A 20,881-nucleotide genomic window follows, 5' to 3' on the forward strand; every position below is an offset into this window, starting at 1 on the left:
TAGCCCCTTCGAACCGATTTGCTTAAATAAAACTATGAAAGTATCGGTGCTCATCGCATTTCAGTCAACGCTAGATACCGTGATGACGTCATTTCGCTGAAAAATAATACAGAAAAGTGTCTACTTTTCGCACAATTATTTTGTGAGAAATTGAAATTGAATTAAACAATCCAATAAAAGGCAAGATTTGAGGCGCGTTTGGGACAATAACGCTTAAATTTAGGTATACCATTATTTATATAGAATGGCTATTGACCCGAGTGACGAAAACAAGAAAAACTTCGGTCAACAAGCTTATGTTTAAAAGCATTGCTCAATTCAAAAAATATAAGGTTTTAAATATAAAGTGGTCATCTATGTAAAGAGCTTAAAAATACAAAAGATGTGATACCTCAATTTTACTTGTGCAATATTAATTGTCGGTTTTGATCGCTTTGCATAAACTGCATAGAGCTTTATTCATGAAGATATCGGCTTAATTGGTCGCTTACTGTTTGAAGCTAAATAGAATTTCAATGAAATTAGACAGTGGATAGGTTGAAAATCTTCAAAAATTGTCAGTAAGTACAAAAAATGAAAGTATGCGTTTATACCGTTGGGTGTGCACTTGGATTGAGTGCCTAATTTTATGATCAGTGGGTAAGTTCTGTTAATTAGGCGAAATGTAAAGTATTGGCTGAAGTATGAAACTGTGATGTAAATAACAAAACATAAAAACTAAATGTAATCCGTCTGTAAAAAATGTAAGTGAGCATGCTTAAAAGATTATTTCATTTGGGCATGTTTTGGCTTTTTGTTATGATGAGTTATTAGAAAAACATTGAAAATTTTTTCTAGAAAATTCAACTATGTATTTTAACTACGATCGTTAAGGAGTTTGATGTTTACACCAAAGCAAGCTCCTTTGGTCGCAATGTTGCTTTTTGTTGTTGCTATGTGTGCTTAATCTTGCTAATTAAGTAGAGTGTAATGCTCGGTTTTGCAAATTTAGTCAATTCAAGAGAGGATGTCTATGGCGATAAATTTATTAGAAATAGGCGCACAGACGGAACAGCTGGGTGCATGTCGGCTTTCTTTGTTGATGGGTGTTTATACTGACGATAATAAAATTGCAGATTTCCTCAAGTTTGCTCGTAGCATTTTAGGCATGGAAAGTGCCATTTTGGCATTTAAAAATGAGCCTTATATTTGGTACGGTTCTGACGAAGGGGTAAAAGCCTTCTTAGCAGATGCCAATGAACAATTAGAGCGATTTTTTGAAGGTGATAACACTATTATTGATCACCAACATACAGACTATTCGGCTTTTTCTGGCTATGTACATGGTTTAGGCGTTGAGCATCAGCGACTGGTGGCATTTCATTTAAGAGATGAACAACAAAGCATTGGTACGGTATTATTGTTTGATGATCGAGCTGATGAATACACAGCTAAGCAATTAGAAATCGTGTCTGAATTTGTACAAAGCTTGCTTAGTGTCTTAAAGCTCAGAGTTGAAAATGCTGAATTAAAAGAAATGTACGAACAACAATCAGCATTAAATTTTAGCAAAACCAAATTTTTTCAAATTATTGCACATGATTTACGTGCACCTTTTCATGGATTACTGGGCTTTTCTGAAGTCTTGGCACAAGAGCGTGACAGCTTAGATGAATCAAGTATTCAAAATATTGCGGATTATTTGTGTGATACAGCTCAATCGACCTATAACTTACTAGAAAGTTTGCTGAATTGGGCCATGGCCGAAGGTGGTCGCTTTGAATATCACCCAATTAATTTTGATTTGAATCAGTCCGCTAAAATTGTATGTAGTGTGCTCAATAGCTTGGCAGTTAAAAAGAATATTCAACTTTTAAATGAAATTCCCACAGGGCTAAAGGTGAATGCCGACATTAATATGATTACGTCGGTTGTTCAGAACTTGGTGTCAAATGCATTGAAATTCACCAATACAGATGGTGAAGGCAAAGTGATTCTGCGTGCAGAAGAGCGCGATGAGTTTATTCGCTTTAGCGTTCAAGATACAGGCTTGGGCATGAATCAAAACCAAGTCGCGAATATATTTGAGCAACAAATTAAAGTCAGTATTAAAGGTACTGCTGGAGAGCAAGGCACGGGCTTAGGATTGGTTTTATGTAAACGGTTTGTGGATTTAAACCACGGTTCGATTAGCGTACATTCTAAAGAAGGTGAGGGAACGTTATTCGTGGTGGATTTGCCTAAAGCCACCAGTTCACATCAAGTACTAAAGGTAGAGACCTTACCTAAAGTGAAGGCTGAAGCGAAACTATAACTTGATGTGATGAACGCTAAATTTTTCCCCATTTGCCTTGTGCAACTGATATAACTAGAAAAAAACAGGCTTATGGGTTAACAAATGAATGTGGAACAATTGCAGAAGACCTTGCGTGCTAGCCAATATGCAGAGCAAGTGTTGGGAATCCATCGCAATTTAATAGAACAAGATTATGCAATTGACCAATTTTTATTACCTTTAAGCACCGAAAAAATACAAGAATTTGTTGAAGTCGCGCTATGCGAAATTCAAGATGAGCAGGTTTGGATGCGTGAAATGCGTATTTTACGTGCGCGTTTAATGTTTCGGTGGATTTGGCAAGATGCTAACCAGCTCACGAATGTAATTACCCTTACCCGAGAGCTTTCAGACTTTGCCGATATTGCCATCTGTATGGCGAAAAAATTTGCTTATGCACCTTTGGTGGCTAAACATGGTGAGCCAATAGGATATAACGGCAAAGTTCAAGATTTGATCGTGATTGCGATGGGAAAACTGGGTGCACAAGAACTAAATTTGTCCAGTGATATTGACCTAATTTTTGCCTTTGATGAGCAAGGTGAAACCAATGGCCGTAAATGTATTGATGTACAGCAATTTTGTATTTTGTGGGGACAAAAACTGATTTATCTGCTGGATCAAATTACCGCAGATGGTTTCGTTTTTCGAGTAGACATGCGTTTGCGTCCATGGGGTGATGGTTCCGCGTTAGCCATTAGTCATGTGGCATTAGAAAAATATTTAAGCCAGCATGGACGGGAGTGGGAGCGCTATGCATGGATCAAAGCACGCATCGTGACAGGCGGTCAAGAAGGTAATGAATTACTCGACATGACTCGACCTTTCGTGTTCCGTAAATACGTTGACTACACTGCATTTGAAGCCATGCGTGAAATGAAGGGCATGATTGAGCGGGAAGTACTCCGCCGTAATATTGAAGACGATATAAAGCTCGGCGCAGGTGGTATCCGTGAAGTTGAATTTATTGTACAAGTCTTTCAGCTTATTTACGGTGGTTCAAAATTAGAACTCCAAGACCGACAATGTTTGGTGAGTTTGCATCATTTGGGTGAAGTGGGCTTACTCGATATGACAGCGGTGCAAGAATTAGAAGATGCTTACTTATTTTTACGCAGAATCGAACATGCGATTCAGGCCTTAAACGATCAGCAAACGCAGTCCTTACCGCATGAAGATGAACCACGTCAGCGCATTTTAGACACCTTGGGTTATGCAACTTGGGATGGATTTTTGCAGGTACTAAACAGCAAACGAGCACGGGTAATTTATCAATTTGAGCATTTGATTAAAGAAAAAGAACCCGATCCATTAGTTGAAAGTTTTAGTCAATTGGAAAAGCAGCTCAATGATGTGCTGGATGATAATGCTAAAAATTTAGTGCATGAGTTTTGGCATGGCCATGCCTTAAAAAAATTACCTGCTAAAGCGGTACAGCGTTTAAAAATGTTTTGGCCACATTTGGTTGAAGCGGTTATTCAGTCAGACAGTCCACAAGTGGCTTTGCAGCGTTTAATGCCTTTGGTTGAATCAGTCATGCGCCGTACGGTGTATTTGGTGATGTTAATTGAGAGCAAAGGTGCATTACAACGACTGGTGAAAATGGCCACCGTCAGTCCATGGATTTGTGAGGAATTAACGCATTATCCTGTGTTGTTGGATGAGTTTTTATCTATGGATTTTGAGCTTCCTAAACGTAAAGATTTGGAAGACTCCCTACGTCAGCAACTCCTACGTATAGAGCTGGATGATGTTGAAGACTTAATGCGCGTACTGCGCTTATTTAAAAAATCGAATGTATTAACTGTGGCGGCCAGTGATGTATTGGCAGAAAGTCCATTAATGAAAGTGTCTGATGCTTTAACCGATATTGCTGAAGTGTCAGTCGAAGCAACATTAAATTTGGCTTACCAAATTGTAGCTAAAAAACATGGTTATCCTGTGGATGCTGATGGTCAACGCTGTGGTTTAGATCATATTGCTTTTGCAGTTGCAGGTTATGGCAAGCTGGGTGGGATTGAACTGGGTTATGGCTCAGACCTCGACTTGGTATTTATTCATTATATGGACGAACAAGCAGATACCGATGGTTTGAAACCGATTAGTGGTTTTGAATTTGCAATGCGTGTGGCACAGAAGTTTATGTCTTTAATGACCACACAAACTTTAGATGGCCGAGTCTATGAAATTGATACCCGTTTAAGACCTTCAGGTGAAGCAGGTTTGTTGGTTACGAGCTTAAAAGCTTTTGAGCAATATCAATTTAAGAGCGCATGGGTCTGGGAGCATCAAGCACTGGTGCGTGCCCGTTCAATTGCTGGTGAACATTCATTGCGTCAGAAATTTGAGCAATTACGCCGTCAAATTTTAACCTTACCGCGTGATGAGCAAAATGTACGTGCTGAGGTTTTAAAAATGCGTCAAAAAATGAAAGACCATTTAGGTTCTTCTAAAGAACAGCAAAAAGATGGGATTTTTCATTTAAAACAAGACGCAGGAGGTATCGTTGATATCGAATTTATGGCACAGTATGTGGTATTAGCATGGAGTGGGACGAATTCTGATCTCGCCCACTACTCCGACAATGTACGAATCCTTGAAGACGCCGCAAAAGCAAGTCGCTTATCCAGCGACGATGCGACAGCATTGATTCAAGCTTATCTTCGCGAACGCGCCGAGAGCCACCGTTTAGCCCTTGCAAATCAATCAATGCAAGTAAATGCGACGGATTGGCACGATACCCGAGAGGTCGTTTGTAAGTTATGGCAAAGATTAATCGATCCGAGTGCAATGTTTGCCTTGGATAAAAATGACTGTGTATAAAAATTTGGAGTTTAGGTCATGAATTTGGCTGATCGTGATGGTTTTATTTGGCAAGATGGACAATTAGTTGATTGGCGTGAGGCAAAAACTCACGTATTAACACATACATTACATTACAGTATGGGTGTGTTTGAGGGTGTCCGTGCTTACGAAACTCCGAATGGAACGGCGATTTTCCGTTTAAAAGAACATACTAAGCGTTTGCTAAATTCTGCGAAAATTTATCAACTGAAAGTTCCGTTTGATCAAGCAGCATTAGAACAAGCGCAAATTGATGTGGTTCGTGAAAATAAATTAGCATCTTGTTACTTACGTCCAATTATCTTTATTGGTTCAGAAAAATTAGGTATTGCAGCATCTGACAACACAATTCATGCAGTGGTTGCAGCATGGAGCTGGGGTGCTTACCTTGGTGAAGAAGCGATGGCGAAAGGCATTCGCGTTAAAACTTCATCTTTTACACACCACCATCCAAACGTGACGATGTGTAAAGCAAAAGCATCAGGTAACTACACCTTGTCTATTCTTGCACACCAAGAAGTCGCGCATTCTGGCTACGACGAAGCAATGTTGCTAGATCCGCAAGGCTATGTATGTCAGGGTTCTGGTGAAAACGTATTCTTGGTACGTGATGGCGTGATTCATACACCTGATATCGCTGGTGGTGCATTAGACGGTATTACGCGTCAAACTATTATTACCATTGCTAAAGACTTGGGTTATGACGTTGTTGAACGCCGTATCACACGTGATGAGTTCTACATTGCAGATGAAGCATTCTTTACAGGTACTGCAGCTGAAGTAACACCAATTCGTGAATATGATGATCGTCAAATTGGTGAAGGTGTTCGTGGTCCAATCACAACTCAAATCCAAAAAGCATACTTCGATGCAGTTCAGGGCAAAGACCCTAAATATGCACACTGGTTAACTTACGTAAAATAAGCTGATCGGTTAAGATGAAAGGCGAAACAGATGTTTCGCCTTTTTTTATTGGTTGTAATGAATAGATCATTTGGAAATTGAATATGCACATTGTTTATGTCAGTGATGGTAAGGCAGGGCATCGTTCGCAAGCCCTCGGCCTGTTTAAAGCGATGCAGCGCCAATCTACTGAAACAGTGACTTTTCAAGAAGTTTCGATTGATGATCTGTCACTTTTTACTTTAATTAAAGCCATGCTTCAGTCCAAGACGAACGTATTTACTCAAGTACCTGATTACATTATTGGGGTCGGTAGTCATACGCAGTCTCGTGTGTTGCTGTTGGGCAAGGCATATCCTGAGTCAAAAACAGTGATTTTAATGAAGCCGAATTTTCCATTTGGCTGGTTTGATCATGTGGTTATTCCTGAGCATGATGGTATTGCTGAGCTGGGCAATGTGATTTTGACACAAGGTGCATTAAATCCAATTATTGATGAGCAACGTCATCAGCCCAAAAGGGTGTTAATTGCTTTAGGAGGTTCATCTAAACGTCATCAGTGGAATACGTCTAAAGTACTGCATTCTATTCAACGAATTGCAGAGCAAAATCTGGATGCAGACATTATTTTGACTACATCACGTAGAACGCCCAGTGAATTTTTAGTGCAACTGAAACAACAAGCTTTTGCCGAGCAGTTGCAGATTTTTCCTGTAGAAGAAACGCCACAGGGATGGATTTTTGAAGAAATGCAAAAAGCTGAGGCGGTTTGGGTGACAGAAGATAGTGTGTCTATGATTTATGAGGCACTGACCGCTGGCTGTAAAGTGGGTGTAATTCCAGTGGATCGTTTAAAAGCGGATCGGATTGTGAAATCTGTAGATGGCTTGTTGGATAAAAAAATTGTTTCTACGCAGTTTAATGTGAATGAATTGCATGTGGCGCCAGCATTTGAAGAAGCGAACAAAGTTGCGCAGAAGCTTTTAGCCCAATACCTTAGTGTGAAATAGTTCATATACAGAATTTCAATGGCTTAGCGCAGAAAAGCAAACAGTCAGTTACTGCTGTTAAAACCGCTTTATGCTATGCTTTTGAATTGAATATTAGAATATGCCGAATAGGCAGAAGTTAGCAGCTTGTTTTTGAGTGATTTATGAAAATCTTACATATCGCGAATTTTGGATTTAATAAGCAGGGTGCACATTTCTATTGCACTGACCGCAAAATTTCCGCTGGTTTAATTGAAAATGGACACTTTGTTTATGATTTCAGTTTCCGTGATATGGCGCGTATGGGCACTATTTTTAAAACTAAAAAATTGGGTGCAAATTGGGCCAATAAAGAAATTTTAAAAATCGTCAATAATATTGAACCTGATTTAGTATTGATCGGCCACAGTGACTTGATGAGTCCAACAGTATTGCGCGATATAAAACAGCAATTTCCACAAACAAAAATTGCCTTTTGGTATGTCGACCCATTGTACTTGGAACAAAAGCTCGGCTTTGTTCGCGAGTTTTCGCCGTATTTAGATGCAATTTTCTGTACGACGGGTGGGGAATATCTTAAAAAATTGCAACAACCGCATTTAAAAACAGCCTATATGCCAAATGTAGGGCATCGTAATGTGGAAGTGTTGACGCAATTTAAATCGGATCACATTAATAAAGAATTCATATTTTGTGGTGTGGTGTATAAAGAGCCTGTTCGAGAAAAATTCTTAAAAGACTTAGCAGATACACTCACTCAAAATAGTATTCAATATCAGTATTATGGTTGCTTTGAGCAACCTGGCGTATATGGAAAAGGTTATTATAAAGTCTTGTCTGAATCTCGAATGGGCCTAAATTATTCACGTAAAAACGACGTGACTTTATATAGTTCGGATCGAATTGTACAGTTAACGGGCAATGGCTTATTAACCTTTAGTCCGCGTATTCCTGGTTTTGATCAGCTATATACAGAGCAAGAAGTGGTTTATTTTGACGATCAAAATGACTTGGCTGCTAAAATTAAACACTACGCAGATCATCCTGACGAAGCTAAAAAAATTGCAGAAGCAGGTTGGAATAAAACGCGTAGTAGTTTTAATGCAAAGCGTATTACACAGTTTATGATTGAAGTCACTTTTGATCAGCCATTGTCTGAACCTTATGAATGGTCACACGAGGTATATGCTTAATGTGGATTCTTTATGTGCTGGTAGGTTTAGTGGTGTTGGCAGGCGTACTCTATCTGTTGGGTAATTATACCTTTTGGTTGCCTCCATTACGCACTGCAAATATCCCACGCGTCGTGATGTTGCATCAAGTCACACCGCATGCAGAAGCATCGGGCATGAATATGCCACCTGCCAAGTTTGAAGAGTTGCTCCAGTATTTGGTGAGTAAGAATGCCACATTCTGTTTTGTTTCTGAAATTGATCAGTACCAAGGGCAAAAAGATGTGTTCGCGCTGTCATTTGATGATGGCTTTTTAGATAACTATGAACATGCCTATCCACTACTGAAAAAATACAATGCCAAGGCAACCATTTATTTGGCCACTCAAATTGAAGGTATTGAAAAGCTAGGTACAGATCAAATTATTGAAATGTCTAATTCCGGTGTGATTGAGTTTGGTGCACATACACAGCACCATGTAAACCTACTGAAATTGTCAGATGAACAGGCATTTGCAGAAATGCAGGCATCTAAAAAAGATGTAGAAGCGATTGTTGGTCAATGCCCAAGTTTTGCTTACCCCTTTGGTCGTTTTAATGAAAAGCACCAGCAAATGGCCAAAGAAATCGGCTTTAAAAATGCAGTGTCTACGCGTAAAAAAGTAGAACATATCAGTACAGCCAACCAATTTAATATTCCACGTGTGAGTACACATGGCGCAATGAATGCGTTACAAATGCGCATTGCCTTAGCGAAAGGACGTTATAAATTATGATTCCATGTAGTGTTTATATCGTGACTTTAAACTGCGGGCCTTGGTTAGAAGACACCTTGCAGAGCGTTAAAGATTTTTCTGAAGTTATTATTTTGGATTCTGGCAGTACCGATGATACCTATGCGATTGCACAGTCTTTTGCCAATACACGTATTTCACATCAAGATTGGCAGGGTTATGCAGCGCAAAAAAGTTTAGCTTTGGCACAGTGCAAAAATGATTGGGTGCTGAATTTAGATGGTGATGAAGTCCTGTCTGCTGAGCTTAAAGCTGAGATTGAACGTACAATTCAAGACAATCAAGTGGATGCACTCATCACACCTATTAACGATGTATTTTTAGGTGTGCCCAATAGTAAGCATACGAAAAAACATGCCAAAGTACGGTTTTTTCGTAAAAGCAAAGGCCAATATGACCTTGCAAATAAAGTCCATGAAAATGTGATTGTCGATGGGCAAAGTCTGAAAGCAGAGGGTGATATTTATCACTATGGCGAGTCGAGTATTTTTGTCAAAGTTGAAAAAAATAATCAGTACTCCAACTTAAAAGCCGCAGAAAAATTTCAAAAAGGCAAAAAGCCTAGCTTGTTGAAATTAAGCTTGGTTATGCCAGTGACCTTTTTAAAGTCCTACTTTATTCGTCGTAGCTGTCTAAATGGCTGGCGTGGTTTTGTAAACAGCATGATCAATGCATTTTATGCCTTTTTAAAAGAGGCAAAGCTTTTTGAGCAACATCAAAATGCTACAAAGAAAAAACAGGATCAGCCGTGAAAATTGTACAAGTTCTAGCAACGAGTGGCGGTATTGGTGGTTTAGAGCAACATACCTTTAACTTGGTGAATGAAATGTCGCTCCAACATGAAGTGCATATTTTGGCGCACCCATGTTATGCCGAAAAATTTAATGAAAAGGTTCACTTTCACCCTGTTGATTTTGCTCGTAGTCGCTGGAATTTATTTTTGCTTTGGCAACTCAAAAGTCTGATTAATCAAATTCAGCCAGATATTGTGCATGCGCAGGCGGGTAAGGCCGCTGAGCTGATGAGCAAAATCCGTGGCTGGTTGAAACCTGTAAAACTGGTGACTACAGTACATGGGACCAAAAAAAATAAAGCCATTTATGCTTCTGGTGATGCGGTCATTGCAGTCAGTCAAGCGCTTACACAAGGCATTCCCGCAGATAAAGCACATATTGTATATAACGGTGTTTATCCGCAACCTGCACTGTTGAGTGAGCAAAAACAGCAACTGAAAGCAGATATTTATACAGTGCATCCAGCTATGGATAGCTCAAAAAAACTGGTGATGTGCATTGGGCGTCTAGAACCTGTAAAAAATATCAGTCTGTTGATTCAGGCCATGCAGGGGATTGATGCTAATTTATGGATTGTTGGTGATGGTTCTTTGCGTAGTCATTTAGAAGCGCAAGTTCAGCAACAAAATATGCAGTCTCAAGTTGCATTTCTAGGCTTTCGTACAGATGCACGTGATTTGATCCAGCTGGCTGATACCGTGGTACTTTCCTCAGATCGTGAAGGCTTCCCATTAGTCATGGTGGAAGCGCTACAAGCAGATAAAACCATGGCATCAACCAAAGTGAATGGGGTAATTGAATGGTTGCCTGCACCATACTTGGCGGAAATTGGCAATGCTGAGCAGTTAAATGCCTCAATTCAGCAAGCGCTATCAGATGTCGCTGAGCAGGATTTTGCGCCTTTATTTACAAAGGCAAAAGCAGAACTTACAGTTGAAGCCATGACACAGCAAACCCTTCAAATTTACAAGGATTTGCTACGCTCAGCATAATCATTTACTTTTTGGCTGTTAAGCGAATAGCATCGAGTACCACAAAGTTATCTTCAGCGTTGATGGTATGACAGCCGTCATCTTGGGTATTCCAATCTGGCAGAACTACTTCTAAGAGCTCTTCTTTATAGGTGGTTGGGCTTAACTCTACAATATGCTTGAGCTCAATGTTGCCACCGTAACGTTTGAGAGAATCTTGGCTTGGGCGCACCAGTTTGCCATCATAGATAAATGGTTTTCCTGCCATGCGGAATTGCTGATGTCCCTTGCATACAGGGTTTTGTGGATGCTCTTGCCAGTTAGGATTTAAAATATCTTGCGTCATAAATAAATCTAAACGGTCACCAAATTTTTTGCAATTTCGACGGGTTGAAGTAAATAAATACCACATGCCATGATGCAAAAAGGGTGTTGTATCTACTGCCTCTATGCCTTCAAGTAAATTACTGTGTTTTTCCCATTTTAGAGGAAAGTCTATGCATTTCCAAAGTTCAACAGTTTTGTTGGCGCTGGTTTCTGGAATCATAAACCATTCATTTTTAACCTGAAAAACACATGGGTAAGACAGGTGATAGTCAAGTTTTAAGATGGTCTGTGGTTCTGTATAAGTTCCATCTTTAAATATTTCTAGAACTGACAAAAAACCAACAGGATGAATATCATCAACTTCTTCAAAGAAAATGAAATGTCGATCATTGTCTTGTGCATAAAAACAATCAGCGAAAGTAAATTTGCGTGGTGAGTGAATTTCAAAAAGCGTTTTTAGCTGTTCTTGATTGTTTAATGGTTGTTGCAACCAGCCAAAACGCATGTACCAATGAGAATCAAATTTTCTAGCATGTTGCTTTTGTTGAAATTTATACCATTTCTTTAAAATTGTGCGCATCATAAAGCTGTGTAAAGACATAATACTATTTATCTAATTCTACATTAGGTATGATATTCATTCAGTAAAATATTGGTGTTTGGCACGGCTTATACATCAATAGAATCGTGTTGTTTTAAATTTTATGAGCGCTTACGGCATTATTTTTATCTGACTATGGACGGATTTGATCTTTACTTTCAGATCTAAGTCTGTATTTAAAATAATTGAGCTGTAATACAATTTTGGGAAGATAGATGAAGATTCTTCATACGTTACATTGGATTCAGTTTGCGGGCACGGAAAAAGTCTGTGTGGATTTGTGTAATGAGATGGTAAAAGAACATCAGGTCTATCTTTTGAGTCATGACAAGATCAAACCTTATATTGATGACTCTATAGAGCTCATAGAATTTGATTTTCAAAAGAATCGTCATAATCCATTATTTTTATATCAAACTGCGAAGTTATTAGAAAAAATAGCACCAGATATTATCCATTGTCATAACACAAAGGAAATTGAGATTATGAAATATGCTCAATTTTTTTTGAAAAAAAAGATACCGATTATTGCGACTAAACATACCTTGCAATATAAGAAAAAATACAATCTTGCCGATCTATGTGTAGCGATTTTAGAAGATACGCAGCAACTTTTGAAACAAGAATCGATTATTATTAAAAATGGTATGGCCTATAAAGCGCCAATCAAAATTGAACGTCCTGATAAATTTTACGTTGTACTAACAGGTCGCTTAGATAACATGAAAGGCTTTGATATTGCGATTGAAGCACTTTCCGCTGTGAACTTTGATTTTGAATGTCATATATTTGGCGAAGGGGATGAAAAAGACAATTTACAGCAGTTGATTCAAGAGCGAAATTTGCAAGACAAAGTCTTTTTAAAAGGGTTCAGTAATCAAATTAATAACGTTCTGTATAGTAGTGATTTACATATTATTCCATCACGTTTTGAACCCTATGGTCTTGTTGCGATTGATGCAATCTATTATGCACCTCTAATGATTTCATCTCATACGGGTATTTGTGAGCAAATTTTACCAGCGTCTTTAAAATTTGAAACTAATGCGGATGCTTTGCGCTCTAAGATTGATGAAGTTTATAAAAACTATAATGACTTTGTCGGTGAGTTTGCGAATATTAAGTCCAGTAAAGATCGATTTAGTATTCAAAAAATGGCAAATAGCTACTTAGAGGCATATCAAACTATCCTTTAAAGTTTGTTTATTTTTGTATTATTTTTACATGGCTGATTTGAAAATTTTTAAGTCAGCCATTTTTTTGACATCTATTTGTATTATATCGTGTTATTTTCTAAAATATTTTTAATTTATTAAGGCTAAATTAACGTAATGTAATTTTTTTTGTATAAAATATCTTCTCACAGCTTACGCAGCTGAGTTAACTAAAATCTATTTAGAGAATGAGAAGTTGAAGATCGTCCACATATTATATTTTACTGAGTTTGCCGGTACAGAAAAAGTCTGCGTAGATTTGTGTAATGCGATGAGCCAAAATAATGAAGTATTTTTATTAGCCAATACTTACGATTTTCAAGGCAACAAAATTACAGATTATATTGATGACACTGTCAATTTTATTGATATTGAAACGGACCGAAACCGTCATAATATTTTATATTTATATAAAATTGCCAAAATTTTAAAAAATATTAACCCCGATGTGATTCATTGCCATAATACAAAAATGCTAGAAATCATGAAATATTGTCAAATATTTCTGTCAAAAAAAATACCGTTGGTATTTACCAAGCATAATTGGTTCGTTAAGAAACGCATGAAATATGCAGATATATGTGTGGGTATTTCGCCAGAAACGCTGAAGCTTTGTAATGCACAAAAGAATATTTTGATAGAAAACGGCATTAAATTTCAGCAACCGAAAAAGATTCTAAGTAATGACGTTTTTAATATAGTTGGTGTTGGCCGACTGGAAGAACATAAAAATTGGCAATTGGCAATTAGTGCTTTAAGTCAGGTTAATTTTGATTATCGTTTTTATATTCTGGGTCAAGGTATTCATGAGCAAGCATTGAAAGAATTGATTGAAAAATTAAACGTCGCAGATAAAGTTAAACTGGTTGGATTTGTCGATAATCCTTGGGATTATATTTATAGCTCAGATCTACAAATTTTACCGTCACGACTAGAAGGCTTTTCTTTGGCGCTGATTGAAGGCATTTATTATGGGAAAATGGTCTTTGCATTAGATACAGCGAATCATCGTGAAGTTTTGGGTGATGATTTTATTATTGAAGATAATGCGGAAAAACTGACGCTAAAATTTAATGAAGTTTATTCACACTATAATGAATTTAATGAAAAATTTGCAAAAGTGAAAGCTGAATCAGCGCGATTTGATATTAACAATGTTGCTCAAAAATATTTAGATGCTTATGAGAGTCTATTAGATCAAAAAGCACATGTTGCTTAAGGTTTAATTATTTTGGATGAATAGCCCCTTCTGCTGATTGCAGAAGGGCGCTGGTGCATAGAAAGTTTGCTTATGAGTGAACTTATTAAGAAAAGAAATACTTACAAAGCCTATGCGAACCTTCTAGGCTTAGACGATATATAAGCTGAAATTATTCTTCTTTATCCGCATTACCCTTTAAGACCATATAAATCAGGGCAACAAAAATAGCGAATGCACCTGCCAAACTGCTGGCACAGAAAATCACAATACGGTTATAGGTGGTTAAATTAAAAAGCTGATTGTCGACGATATAGCGCATAAACACCCATTGAACGATTGAAAATACAATAATAACAATTGCACGACGGCGAACTTCAGGACGCATAGCCATAGGGATATACACTGTAACAATCTAAGAGAGCGCTATTATGCCACTGTTGAAAATTGATCTCAATTGAATAAGCCCAATCCATCTGTGGCAACGGTCTGCATGGTGGCACTATATGGAGCAAAATCTGCTTATTGATGATACATGTTGATGTCGCCTAAACAATGTCTAAAGCGCTTATAAGACCAGATATACTGTTCTGGCGCTTGATTGATGATCTCTTGCATCGCAATATTAAGGTGATCTACAGAATGTTGTAAATCGCGGGATAGAATGTCATCACTCAGTTTTTCGCAATGAACGTTGAAACTTTTTAAGTCTGAATTTCGAATGCAACTTAAGCCAATAACGTTACATTGGGTTTTGGCTGCAAGTTTGGACACCAGCGTAATAGACAAGGTATTTTGCCCAAAAAACTCATAGTAAATATCACCTGATGGCTTAGGTAAGTGATCGGGCAAAATAACGGTCAGTCCACCTTGTTTTAGGTGTTTGAAAATACTCCGTATTCCAGTTTCATCTGTAGGCACCAATGTGGCGTTAAATTTTTGCCGAGCTTCTAATAAATAACGGTTAATCCCTTTATGCTTGTTAGGTTTATACATAATCATGGGTTCAGTGTATAAATTTAGCCATGCATTGAGCAATTCCCAGCAGCCAAAATGTGGAACAACAACAATCACACCTTTTTTATTCGCAAGCGCTTCGTTGACGATGTCTTCACCAGAAATATCTTTTAGTAAGCTGAGACTATAGCTTGGTGGCATATCCCAGCACTTAATAAACTCAATATAAGTGAAACATTGGCTTTGAATACTTTTTTTGACAAGTTGTCTTTGTGTCACCATCGGAAGGGTAGGGTATGCGAGTTGAATATTAATTGCAGTGATACGTTTGATAGATGAGTTAAAATAAAAAAGAAATAATGCAATGAAAGAGGCTATCTTTTGCAACAGTTCTAAAGGTAGGGCAGAGATGATTTTAAAAACGAAATACATCAGGTCGTCGATCTCAAAAGTATAACAAGCGAATGAAAATGAATTTTGCTAAGAGAAGACTGGTTGTATTCAATAATGAAAATGATCAGAAGCTTTAAAACAAAATATAATGATTCATGAAATTGAACGTTTCAATTGTTCATGATGAGGCTTGGCATCATAGCGTAGAGATGGGTATTTAGAATTAGCAAAGTCAACCAAATATTCGATTTTATGCTATGTAATTTAATTTGAGATTTATAACATTTAATAAAAAAACCCTGCGAAAGAGCAGGGTTTTTTAAGACTTAGACTCTCAGAAGTTATTCTTGAGATTCTGCTTTCGGTTTTTCGCGTAAACGAATACCAAGGTCACGCAATTGGTTCGCTTCAACTGGCGCAGGCGCTTGAGTTAAAGGACATTCCGCAGTCTTAGTTTTAGGGAATGCAATCACGTCACGGATTGAAGATGCACCAGTCATCAACATTACGAGACGGTCAAGACCGAATGCTAAACCACCGTGAGGAGGCGCACCGAATTTCAACGCATTAAGCAAGAAGCTGAATTTCTCTTCTGCTTCTTCTTCACCAATACCAAGCGCTTCGAAGATTGCTTTTTGCATTTCGAGGTTGAAGATACGTAGTGAACCACCACCAATTTCAGTACCGTTCAATACCATATCGTACGCAACAGACAATGCAGCACCTGGGTTGTTTTTCACTTCTTCAACGCTTGATTTTGGCAACGTGAATGGGTGGTGAACAGAGGTCCATTTGCCATCATCAGTTTCTTCGAACATTGGGAAGTCAACAACCCAAAGTGGAGCCCACTCGCAAGTTGCAAGCTTCATGTCATGACCGACTTTAATACGTAAAGCGCCCATTGCATCGTTTACAACTTTCGCTTTGTCCGCACCGAAGAATACGATGTCACCATTTTCAGCACCAACACGTTTCAATAAATCAAGCACGATTGGCTCGATGAATTTAACGATTGGAGATTGAAGACCTTCGATGCCTTTTTCAAGTTCATTGACTTTGATGTAAGCCAAACCTTTCGCACCGTAGATACCCACGAATTTAGTGTATTCGTCGATTTGGCTACGTGGAAGCGCGCCAGCACCTGGTACGCGAAGCGCAACAATACGGCCTTTAGGATCTTTAGCAGGACCTGCGAATACTTTGAACTCAACGTCTTGCATCATGTCTGCAACGTCAACCAATTTCAAAGGAATACGCATATCTGGTTTGTCAGATGCATAGTCACGCATTGCATCTGCATAAGTCATACGAGGGAATTTATCGAATTCAACGTTTAGAAGTTCTTTGAACATCTTAACAGTTAAACGTTCCATTAAATCCATGATGTCATCGTCACTCATGAACGATGTTTCAACGTCGATTTGTGTGAATTCAGGCTGACGGTCAGCACGTAAGTCTTCATCACGGAAACATTTAGCAATTTGGTAGTAACGATCGATACCGCCAACCATCAACAACTGTTTGAATAGCTGTGGAGATTGTGGAAGCGCGTAGAAGCTACCATTAGAAACACGACTTGGTACTAAATAGTCACGTGCACCTTCAGGTGTCGCACGCGTTAAAATCGGAGTTTCAACGTCTAAGAAACCATTGTCTTCGAAATAGTTACGAATAAGGTTAGTCAATTTAGAACGGAAACGAAGACGATCTAACATTTCAGGACGACGGATGTCTAAGAAACGGTATTTTAAACGTACTTCTTCAGAAATATTGGTATTTTCGTCATTCAATGGGAATGGCGGTGTTTCAGAAGCAGCAAGCACTTCGATGTCTTTACCAAGCACTTCGATTTGACCGCTAGTAATATTCGCGTTTTCAGTGCCTTCGTAACGACGACGTACGCGACCTGTAATTTTTAAAACAAATTCTGAACGTGATTTGTCCGCAGTTGCGAATGCTTCAGGAGTATCTGGGTCAATAACCACTTGAACAAGACCGTCACGGTCACGCATGTCAAGGAAGATTACACCACCGTGGTCACGGCGACGGTGAACCCAACCGCATAATGTTACGGTTTGGTCAATTTGAGCTTCGGTTAAAGAACCGCAGTAATGAGTTCGCATCATAGCGTTAGAAATCCAACTATATGGGTTAAGGTCAGCGAATACGTAAACAGCGTACCGCTTTTATTCGAAACAGCGATTATGCCTCTTTTTGACCATTTTGTCACAAGGGCTAGGCTTTAAAACCGTAAAATTTCCCTGCATTGATCATTTTAAATCGTGCTTATTCAACTGAGGGCTTAAAAATATTTGTTGCCGATTTAAGGATGACAAAAATAAGGCTACCGATAGTAAACACAGCTAAAAATGCGCGAAAAAAATAATTAATCGATTTACCAATATAAGTATAGAGATCATGAACAAAAGCATCAGAATAGACGCTTTCTGCAAAATATAGATAGCTGAGAAAGCCTGCAAGCAAGGACAGTAGCCCTAGAGCATAGACATAAGCTTTAGTCCATCGATTGACGATTACGCTACTACGGTGGTTTAGGTGATGGCGGTAAATCATCCATGCTAAAACAGGTAGCGCTAATATAGACAAGCCAATTTGTAAAACACGGTGTAGCGGATAGCTGTGACCAAAGAGCTGAATAGGCTGCAGTAAAATATTTTTAAAGGCAAAGGTGCGAAAGTCGACATGGGTTAGGCCATCCCAAAGGATGTGTGTGGATGTACCCACCACAATGGCAATGATGAGGCTTAGAATAAAACCACAGCATTGATTGAGGCCGTGTAGATTGAGAGGTTTATGTAGACCAAAAAAAGTAAATAGCATGGGTCTATACAGTGCATACCACAGTAGGCAAAAGATTAAGCCCAATAAAAGATCAGGCACTATGAGCCCAGACCATTGATGTGAGCCTTCATAATTGGCATTGGTAAACAAGCGGAATAAATCAGGCACCATACAGCCAATGGCTAAAGCAGCAATGGGCAAACGGCCACCAGTTAATTTAGATAATGGCGGTGCTAAAACAGCATGCGAAATAGTAAAGGGCATAATTTAAAATATAATTATTTAAAATAAATCAAAAAGCTAATTACCAAATTATAACTTAGAGCTGTGGCAAGAAATGTTTTTTATTGAAAAAATATTGAAATGTTATAATATAACAAAACAAAGCCATCTACCTGAGCTGCCAGCATGCTATTCAAGAAGAAATTAATCAGCGTATCTATTTTTGCCTCTATGGCACCGTTTGCATTTGCAGATGAAGTTTTAACCCAATCTAAGCAGGGGGCCGTACAACAACTCGATACCATTCATGTACAAGCCCATCCCCTAGAACAATCAGCTGCCGATTTTGCAGTTGCTGATCATATTGTTAGTCAGAAAAAATTAGCTGAACGTGGTACAACCATTGGTGATGCTTTGGCTGATGAACTTGGTGTGTATTCAAACCAATACGGTTCAGGCTCTAGCCGTCCAGTGATTCGCGGGCAAGATGGCCCACGTGTAAAAGTATTACAGCATGCTTCTGAAACCGCAGATGTTTCTGCACTTTCACCAGATCATGCAGTCACGGTTGATCCAATTTTGGCAAAACAAGTAGAAATCATTCGAGGCCCATCAACTTTACTGTATAGCGCAGGCACGGTGGGTGGTTTAGTGAATGTCACTGATCAAAAAATCCCAACGCAAATGCCTGATAAAGGCTACGAAGGTCAAGTTGGTCTCCGCTATAACTCAGGTAGTGATGAAAAGCTGGCGAGTGCTGGGGTCACTGCTGCATTGGGTGATCAATTTGCGATTCGTGTAGAAGGCTCAAAACGTAAAGCCAATAATTATATCGCGCCAGATTATGTACATGAGCACAGCCATGAACATGATTTGGGCAATGGTCAGCATGAAACCCACACTGAGTTTGTAAAAGAACGCCGTGTTGATAATACTTTTGCCGAAGGCCAAACCGTAAATATTGGTGGATCATGGATTCATGATCGCGGTTTTGTCGGGCTGTCTTATAGTAATCGTGAAGATCAGTATGGTTTGCCTGGGCATAGTCATGAATATGAAAACTGCCATCCGCATGGTGATGCGTTGGACTGTGACGTACATGGTGCAGGTGGTCATACGCATGACCACGATGAAGAAGAGCACGGTGGGCCTTGGGTTGACTTAAAATCTGAGCGTTATGATTTACGTACGGAATTATCTGAGCCATTTGCAGGATTTCAAAAGCTTCGTGCACATGCGAGTTATACCGACTATAAGCATGATGAGTTAGAAGAAAGTGAAGTATTAACCACCTTTAAAAGTAAAGGCTATGATGCACGCTTAGAGTTGGTGCATAACCCGATTGCCGATTGGGAAGGGGTTATTGGTACTCAATATAACCGCCAAAAGCTGAATATTTCAGGCGAAGAATCCTTGATGAATCCGAGTACCACAGAAAAGTGGAGCTTATTTGGTTTAGAGCATAAACAGTTTGGCGATTTCCACGTGGAACTGGGTTTACGTGCCGATCAGCAAAAAATTGATATTGATTCGACACAAAAAGACTTTAGCGATTATGCAATTTCGTACTCAGGTGCAGTCAACTGGGAATTTGCACCAGACTATAAACTATCCTTTGTGGCATCACATCAAGAACGTTTGCCTTTGGCGCAAGAGCTGTATGCCAATGGCAAACACTTTGCAACTAATACCTATGAACGTGGCAATGAAAATCTGGGTGTAGAAAAGTCGAATAATGTTGAATTGGGCTTACATTACGAAGCTGATAAGTTGGACTACCATGTACATGTGTATCACAACTGGTATGACAGCTATATTTATGCAGCAACAACGGCGACACACGACAACTTCCGCTTAGTGGACTATACCCAAGACAAAGCGAAATTTTATGGTGTAGAGGCGGAAACAGGTTATCAACTGAGTGATCTGTATAAAGTCAGCTTATTTGGTGATTATGTACGAGGTAAAATTGATGGCGCCAATGCACCGCGCGTACCTTCAGGCCGTTTAGGGACTAAAGTGGATGCAAAATTCACTGATCAGTGGTCAGGTTTAGCAGAGTATTATCATGTGTTTAAGCAAGATAAATTTGCAGACTTTGAGCAAGAGACGCAAGGCTATAATATGGTGAACCTAGGCGTATCGTATGCAGGACAATATGCCAAAGACAACGATTATCGTGTGTATTTTAAAGCCAATAACCTGTTAGATGATCAAGTTTATTCACATGCATCGTACTTATCGACCATTCCACAAGTTGGCCGTAACTTTAGCGTAGGCGTAGAGTTTGGCTTTTAAATGAGTTGCAATCATGAGTGCGCAATAGCCCTTTGATTGCATACAATCACAGAAATCCGCTTGAAAAATCAATGGATAATACCTAGTC

16 protein-coding genes are annotated in these 20,881 nt (G+C 38.9%); 11 read left to right on the plus strand and 5 right to left on the minus strand.

Translation table 11 applies throughout. The features are described 5' to 3' along the window. The first annotated feature begins 1,012 nt into the window (after nt 1–1,012). The 8 genes from EXE29_RS04715 (at nt 1,013) to EXE29_RS04750 (ending at nt 10,802) form a co-directional block, all read left to right on the plus strand. A complete protein-coding gene (locus EXE29_RS04715; protein ID WP_120364016.1) occupies nt 1,013–2,293 on the plus strand; it encodes a sensor histidine kinase in 1,281 nt (426 codons plus the stop codon). 84 nt (nt 2,294–2,377) lie between these two features. Beyond that, on the plus strand, nt 2,378–5,137 hold the full coding sequence (glnE, locus tag EXE29_RS04720; protein WP_120364017.1) for a bifunctional [glutamate--ammonia ligase]-adenylyl-L-tyrosine phosphorylase/[glutamate--ammonia-ligase] adenylyltransferase: 2,760 nt from the start codon (nt 2,378–2,380) through the stop codon (nt 5,135–5,137). A gap of 18 nt (nt 5,138–5,155) precedes the next feature. Next, nucleotides 5,156–6,082 carry a branched-chain amino acid transaminase gene (locus EXE29_RS04725; protein WP_120364018.1) on the plus strand — a complete coding sequence of 309 codons (927 nt, stop codon included), beginning with the start codon at nt 5,156–5,158 and terminating at the stop codon, nt 6,080–6,082. 83 nt (nt 6,083–6,165) lie between these two features. Beyond that, nucleotides 6,166–7,071 carry a mitochondrial fission ELM1 family protein gene (locus tag EXE29_RS04730; protein ID WP_120364019.1) on the plus strand — a complete coding sequence of 302 codons (906 nt, stop codon included), beginning with the start codon at nt 6,166–6,168 and terminating at the stop codon, nt 7,069–7,071. Between the two features lie 143 nt (nt 7,072–7,214). Continuing rightward, nucleotides 7,215–8,243 carry a glycosyltransferase family protein gene (locus EXE29_RS04735; protein WP_120364020.1) on the plus strand — a complete coding sequence of 343 codons (1,029 nt, stop codon included), beginning with the start codon at nt 7,215–7,217 and terminating at the stop codon, nt 8,241–8,243. Beyond that, nucleotides 8,243–8,998 (plus strand): polysaccharide deacetylase family protein, encoded by a 756-nt coding sequence (locus EXE29_RS04740; RefSeq protein WP_120364021.1) that lies wholly within the window; start codon nt 8,243–8,245, stop codon nt 8,996–8,998. The genes EXE29_RS04735 and EXE29_RS04740 overlap by 1 nt, the downstream gene beginning before the upstream one ends. After that, nucleotides 8,995–9,768: a glycosyltransferase family 2 protein gene (locus EXE29_RS04745; protein ID WP_120364022.1), complete on the plus strand. Its 774-nt coding sequence runs from the start codon at nt 8,995–8,997 to the stop codon at nt 9,766–9,768. Before EXE29_RS04740 ends, EXE29_RS04745 begins: the two co-directional genes overlap by 4 nt. Then, the gene (locus EXE29_RS04750) at nt 9,765–10,802 is read left to right on the plus strand and encodes a glycosyltransferase (RefSeq protein ID WP_120364023.1); all 1,038 of its coding nucleotides are present in this window, start codon (nt 9,765–9,767) and stop codon (nt 10,800–10,802) included. The genes EXE29_RS04745 and EXE29_RS04750 overlap by 4 nt, the downstream gene beginning before the upstream one ends. Before the next feature lie 4 nt (nt 10,803–10,806). Here EXE29_RS04750 and EXE29_RS04755 read toward each other — a convergent pair whose 3' ends face one another. Beyond that, entirely contained in the window at nt 10,807–11,691 is an 885-nt protein-coding gene (locus EXE29_RS04755) for a glucosamine inositolphosphorylceramide transferase family protein (RefSeq protein ID WP_120364058.1), read from the minus strand. A gap of 233 nt (nt 11,692–11,924) precedes the next feature. Between EXE29_RS04755 and EXE29_RS04760 the strand changes: the two genes are divergently transcribed. Both EXE29_RS04760 and EXE29_RS04765 read left to right on the plus strand, forming a co-directional pair. After that, nucleotides 11,925–12,905 carry a glycosyltransferase gene (locus tag EXE29_RS04760; protein ID WP_120364024.1) on the plus strand — a complete coding sequence of 327 codons (981 nt, stop codon included), beginning with the start codon at nt 11,925–11,927 and terminating at the stop codon, nt 12,903–12,905. Between the two features lie 214 nt (nt 12,906–13,119). Beyond that, entirely contained in the window at nt 13,120–14,142 is a 1,023-nt protein-coding gene (locus EXE29_RS04765) for a glycosyltransferase (RefSeq protein WP_228198710.1), read from the plus strand. A 151-nt stretch (nt 14,143–14,293) separates the two neighbouring features. On the opposite strand, the gene EXE29_RS04770 is transcribed toward EXE29_RS04765, so the two are convergent. From EXE29_RS04770 to EXE29_RS04785, 4 genes are all read right to left on the minus strand, one after another. Continuing rightward, a complete protein-coding gene (locus EXE29_RS04770) occupies nt 14,294–14,515 on the minus strand; it encodes a hypothetical protein (RefSeq protein ID WP_120364026.1) in 222 nt (73 codons plus the stop codon). A 128-nt stretch (nt 14,516–14,643) separates the two neighbouring features. Further along, a complete protein-coding gene (locus EXE29_RS04775; protein WP_120364027.1) occupies nt 14,644–15,510 on the minus strand; it encodes a lysophospholipid acyltransferase family protein in 867 nt (288 codons plus the stop codon). 302 nt (nt 15,511–15,812) lie between these two features. Continuing rightward, nucleotides 15,813–17,597: an aspartate--tRNA ligase gene (gene aspS, locus EXE29_RS04780; RefSeq protein WP_120364028.1), complete on the minus strand. Its 1,785-nt coding sequence runs from the start codon at nt 17,595–17,597 to the stop codon at nt 15,813–15,815. 160 nt (nt 17,598–17,757) lie between these two features. Next, the gene (locus tag EXE29_RS04785) at nt 17,758–18,537 is read right to left on the minus strand and encodes a DUF4184 family protein (protein WP_120364029.1); all 780 of its coding nucleotides are present in this window, start codon (nt 18,535–18,537) and stop codon (nt 17,758–17,760) included. Between the two features lie 144 nt (nt 18,538–18,681). On the opposite strand from EXE29_RS04785, the gene znuD reads away from it, so the two are divergent. Then, nucleotides 18,682–20,793 carry a zinc piracy TonB-dependent receptor ZnuD gene (gene znuD, locus EXE29_RS04790; RefSeq protein ID WP_120364030.1) on the plus strand — a complete coding sequence of 704 codons (2,112 nt, stop codon included), beginning with the start codon at nt 18,682–18,684 and terminating at the stop codon, nt 20,791–20,793. Nucleotides 20,794–20,881: the final 88 nt, after the last annotated feature.

Source organism: Acinetobacter sp. WCHAc060006 (assembly GCF_004209135.1).
In the GTDB taxonomy this organism is placed as follows: domain Bacteria; phylum Pseudomonadota; class Gammaproteobacteria; order Pseudomonadales; family Moraxellaceae; genus Acinetobacter; species Acinetobacter cumulans.

Excerpts from the sequence above, each read along its gene's own strand:
- EXE29_RS04715 (WP_120364016.1), top strand. The coding sequence starts at position 1,013 with ATGGCGATAAATTTATTAGAAATAGGCGCACAGACGGAACAGCTGGGT.
- glnE (WP_120364017.1), top strand. The coding sequence starts at position 2,378 with ATGAATGTGGAACAATTGCAGAAGACCTTGCGTGCTAGCCAATATGCA.
- EXE29_RS04725 (WP_120364018.1), top strand. The coding sequence starts at position 5,156 with ATGAATTTGGCTGATCGTGATGGTTTTATTTGGCAAGATGGACAATTA.
- EXE29_RS04730 (WP_120364019.1), top strand. The coding sequence starts at position 6,166 with ATGCACATTGTTTATGTCAGTGATGGTAAGGCAGGGCATCGTTCGCAA.
- EXE29_RS04735 (WP_120364020.1), top strand. The coding sequence starts at position 7,215 with ATGAAAATCTTACATATCGCGAATTTTGGATTTAATAAGCAGGGTGCA.
- EXE29_RS04740 (WP_120364021.1), top strand. The coding sequence starts at position 8,243 with ATGTGGATTCTTTATGTGCTGGTAGGTTTAGTGGTGTTGGCAGGCGTA.
- EXE29_RS04745 (WP_120364022.1), top strand. The coding sequence starts at position 8,995 with ATGATTCCATGTAGTGTTTATATCGTGACTTTAAACTGCGGGCCTTGG.
- EXE29_RS04755 (WP_120364058.1), bottom strand. The coding sequence starts at position 11,691 with ATGATGCGCACAATTTTAAAGAAATGGTATAAATTTCAACAAAAGCAA.
- EXE29_RS04760 (WP_120364024.1), top strand. The coding sequence starts at position 11,925 with ATGAAGATTCTTCATACGTTACATTGGATTCAGTTTGCGGGCACGGAA.
- EXE29_RS04770 (WP_120364026.1), bottom strand. The coding sequence starts at position 14,515 with ATGGCTATGCGTCCTGAAGTTCGCCGTCGTGCAATTGTTATTATTGTA.
- EXE29_RS04775 (WP_120364027.1), bottom strand. The coding sequence starts at position 15,510 with ATGTATTTCGTTTTTAAAATCATCTCTGCCCTACCTTTAGAACTGTTG.
- aspS (WP_120364028.1), bottom strand. The coding sequence starts at position 17,597 with ATGATGCGAACTCATTACTGCGGTTCTTTAACCGAAGCTCAAATTGAC.
- EXE29_RS04785 (WP_120364029.1), bottom strand. The coding sequence starts at position 18,537 with ATGCCCTTTACTATTTCGCATGCTGTTTTAGCACCGCCATTATCTAAA.
- znuD (WP_120364030.1), top strand. The coding sequence starts at position 18,682 with ATGCTATTCAAGAAGAAATTAATCAGCGTATCTATTTTTGCCTCTATG.